This is a genomic window from Thermococcus sp., from assembly GCF_027066465.1.
Taxonomy (GTDB): Archaea; Methanobacteriota_B; Thermococci; order Thermococcales; family Thermococcaceae; genus Thermococcus.
The window spans coordinates 1-3,390 of sequence record NZ_JAMONU010000046.1; the positions used below are offsets into that span (position 1 = coordinate 1).

Below are 3,390 nucleotides of genomic sequence, written 5' to 3' on the forward strand. Positions count from 1 at the left end.
CCTGCCCGACGGAAGCGTTGAGGCCGTCGTTGAGGGGGACGAAGAAAGGGTTGAAGCGCTGATAGGATGGGCGCACCAGGGGCCGCCTTTGGCGAGGGTAACGCGCGTCGAGGTCAGGTGGGAGGAGCCGGAGGGCCTCGAGGGCTTCAGGGTCGTTGGCTGAGGGCCTCCAGGAGAACCCTCTTCGGGCAGTACTTGACCTCACAGTAGTTGCAGACGAGCTTTTCCTTCTCCTTCTCCGGAGTGTGGAGGATTAGCTTCTGAAAACCCCGAACGTCCTTTATCTTCGCGAAGGTCCCGACTGGAAGCGTTCCATCTATAACGATGAATATCTTGCTGGTTTCCTCCCTCAGGTTCCTGCCGAAGACCTCCATCACGGGGACGCCGTTCTCGGCGAGAATCCTCATAACTTCGGCAAAGGCTCCCTGGTAATCGTCTTTCTCGACGTCAATCTCGAGAACCTCCCAGCCCATCAGCGGGGCAACATCGATGAGACTCGGTAGCGGATTGAGGCGCTCGAAGATGAGCTTCAGCGGGTAGGTCTTCTCTATGTACTCGATTGTGTGGTAGATTATCTTTCGGTTTACGCCTATTGCCCGGGCAAGCTCGCTTATCGGAATCTCAACGTTTTTGAGGTAGATTTTACCGTCCCTCACGCTCAGGCCGTTCTCGAAGAGGAACTCGGCGACCTTCCTCCTTGCCGGGTAGTTCTTGAAGTAAGCCTCAAGTATGAGCATCATCTTTGTTCACCTCTTACTCATACATGGGTAGAAATGGATATTTAAATCTTTCCCCGGACAAAGGTTATAACGTCCAACACCGTAGTAGACGTTCCGGAGGTGAGCGAATGTTCGATGTAATCGGCATGGGGAACCTGAACTACGACATAATCTTTCTGCTCGACCGCTTCCCGGAGTTCCACGAGAAGGTCGTCTCAAGGGAGGCCCACTTCGGCCTCGGGGGTGCCGCGGGAAACACGATAAGCTGGCTCGCGACGTTTGGCCTGAAAACGGGCTTCATTGGGGCCGTTGGAAGGGATGAAATAGGGGAGGCGCACCTCAGGTACTTCGAGAGGCTGGGCGTCGATACATCGGGAATAGACGTCGTTGATTTGCCTTCAGGGGTGGCCGTCGCGATGGTGCACGGGGACGACAAGAGAATAGTCAAGTACCTCGGGGCCAACTCCCTGAGGAGGTTCAAGCCCGACTACGCGAAAAAGACCCGGCTACTGCACCTCTCATCAAACCCGCCGGAACTCATCGAGGAAGCGGTCCGATTCGCCAACGCCAACGGGGTTCTGATTTCTGTTGACATCGGGGAGGCAACACTACCCAGGGACGTCGAGGGCATGATTGACTACCTCCTCATGAACGAGGATGAATACAGAAGGAAGTACGGCTCGCTCGACACCTCGCTCAGCAATGCGAAGAACCTGATAATAACGCTCAACGGGGGCGGTGCAATAGTCCGCGAGGGCGATATGACGTTTGAGGTCCGCGGGCTGAGTGCGAAGGTCGTTGACAGCACCGGTGCCGGCGATTCCTTCGATGCCGGGCTTATATACGGAATCCTCAGCGGCTGGTCGCTCAGGGATTCGGCAAAGCTCGGCATGCTCCTGGCTTATCTGACCGTCCAGAAGGTCGGGGCGAGGAGCGCGATAGTCCCCCTTGAGAGGGTTAGGGAAATCTCAATGGAACTCGGTCTGAACCTTCCCTGGGAAGGTTAAGGTTATAAGAGGTCGGAAACCTTAAAAATTTGAAGTCCAAAGGAGATTAGAGAGCCAGAACTCGGAGGTGAGTCCTTTGGAAATAGTGATTGAGGACTTCAAGCCAAAGATTACAAGGCCGTTCAAGAGGAAGAATGAATACTGGGTCAAGCTCATTCTTCCGGATGGAGACGAGTACATAATGAAATTTAAGAGCCTTCTGGAGGCAGAGGACGCAATATACGGCATGCTCGATGACCTTCAGGTTTACGGCGGTAAAGTTAAACTCAAACTCCGCGAGGGAAACGTCATCGAAGAGATTGAAGTTCTCGAACTTTACAAGCCCTCGGCGAAGGAGCTTCTCAACGAGTACTTCAATGACTGACGTCCTTTTCTGTTCATTATAGTTGTCAGAATGACAAAAACATATATATATGCGATGGGGACATATATTTCCACTGGGGTCTGTCCGTTTAATCAGGTTTCGTTCAAATGTTCTGGGAGGTTGTTGCTGTGGCGAGGAGAAAAAACAAGGAGCTCCTTGAACTTGCACGGGACATCGGCGGAGAAGAAGCTGTTGAGGTAGTCAAGGCTCTCGAAAAGATGAAGGAGGCAACCGATGAAGAGCTTGCCGAGAAGACTGGGATAAGGGTAAACACCGTGAGGAGGATTCTCTACGCGCTCAACGACCACGGACTCGCAGACTTCAAGAGAATACGGGACAAAGAAACGGGCTGGTATTACTACTACTGGCACCTTGAGACCAAAAAGCTTCCAGAGATTATAAGAGCCAAGAAGATGGCCGAGCTGAAGAGGCTCAAGGAGATGCTCGAGGAGGAGACCAGCGAGATTTACTACTGGTGCGGAACGGAGGGGCATCCAAGGCTTACCTTCGACGAGGCCATGGAATACGAATTCCAGTGCCCGCTCTGCGGCAAGATGCTCATGCAGTACGACAACACGAAGATTGTGGAGGAGCTGAAGAAGCGAATTCAAGAACTCGAGGAGGAGCTGGGCCTCGCGGAGAAGCCAAAGAAATCTCCAAGGAAAAAGAAGGGTAGCGCTTGAAAATAATTGAACGGTTTTGTTAATGAACGTCGGGGATGGTGGAAATGGAGGAAGTAGTTATTCTCGAAAAGGTTTATGGAGACAAGAGCGGTTTTGAGAAGCTCCACAGGAAGCTCCGCTCCCTGCTGGGCGACCTTGACGTTGAGTGGAAGCTCTCGGCGACGACCAAGAACTGGGTCAAGGTAAGCCTCAGCGGAGAAGACGAGGAGGTCAGCGCATCTCTCGTAAGGGAGGAGTTCGGCGAGGTTCCCTACAGCCTCAAGAACGTTGAGGTTGGAAAAACGTACAGGGGACGTTTCATAGACCTTGGAAAGGTCGGCTACGGCACCTACGTTGACATAGGGATATTTAAACCGACGCCGAAAGACGCCCTGCTCCCCCTGTACTACCTGAAGAGAACCTTCGGAAACAAGCCCGTTCGGCAGATGATAAGGGAGTTCGGCTGGGTGGACAACCTGCCCGTCGAGGTTGAAGTGATGGACGTTGAGTTCGGCGCGAGGGAAGTTGAGTTGACCTTCAGCGAAAGACAGCTGAAAGAAATCAGGAAATTGCTGAGCGACGGCCACGATAAGCTCTTCATAACTGGAACGACAAGCGAGAGGGTCGAGGAGGCTCTT

At 53.0% G+C, this 3,390-nt stretch carries 6 protein-coding genes; 5 read left to right on the top strand and 1 reads right to left on the bottom strand.

The window, feature by feature from the left end:
• Positions 1 to 163 (top strand): acylphosphatase (locus MVK46_RS01945; RefSeq protein WP_297534886.1); only part of this gene is annotated, 163 nt, incomplete at its 5' end.
• Here MVK46_RS01945 and MVK46_RS01950 read toward each other — a convergent pair.
• Positions 147 to 740, bottom strand: coding sequence for a regulator of amino acid metabolism, contains ACT domain protein (locus tag MVK46_RS01950; RefSeq protein WP_297534876.1), 594 nt, complete (start codon positions 738 to 740; stop codon positions 147 to 149). The genes MVK46_RS01945 and MVK46_RS01950 overlap by 17 nt on opposite strands.
• Positions 741 to 847: 107 nt before the next feature.
• On the opposite strand from MVK46_RS01950, the gene MVK46_RS01955 reads away from it, so the two are divergent.
• The 4 genes from MVK46_RS01955 to MVK46_RS01970 form a co-directional block, all read left to right on the top strand.
• Positions 848 to 1,726 (top strand): ADP-dependent ribose-1-phosphate kinase, encoded by an 879-nt coding sequence (locus MVK46_RS01955; protein WP_297534878.1) that lies wholly within the window; start codon positions 848 to 850, stop codon positions 1,724 to 1,726.
• 76 nt (positions 1,727 to 1,802) lie between these two features.
• Entirely contained in the window at positions 1,803 to 2,090 is a 288-nt protein-coding gene (locus tag MVK46_RS01960) for a hypothetical protein (protein WP_297534880.1), read from the top strand.
• Positions 2,091 to 2,218: 128 nt separating this feature from the next.
• The gene (gene tfe, locus MVK46_RS01965) at positions 2,219 to 2,773 is read left to right on the top strand and encodes a transcription factor E (protein ID WP_297534882.1); all 555 of its coding nucleotides are present in this window, start codon (positions 2,219 to 2,221) and stop codon (positions 2,771 to 2,773) included.
• 44 nt (positions 2,774 to 2,817) lie between these two features.
• Positions 2,818 to 3,390, top strand: a 573-nt coding sequence (locus MVK46_RS01970) for a DUF2110 family protein (RefSeq protein ID WP_297534884.1), incomplete at its 3' end; no start/stop codon positions are given.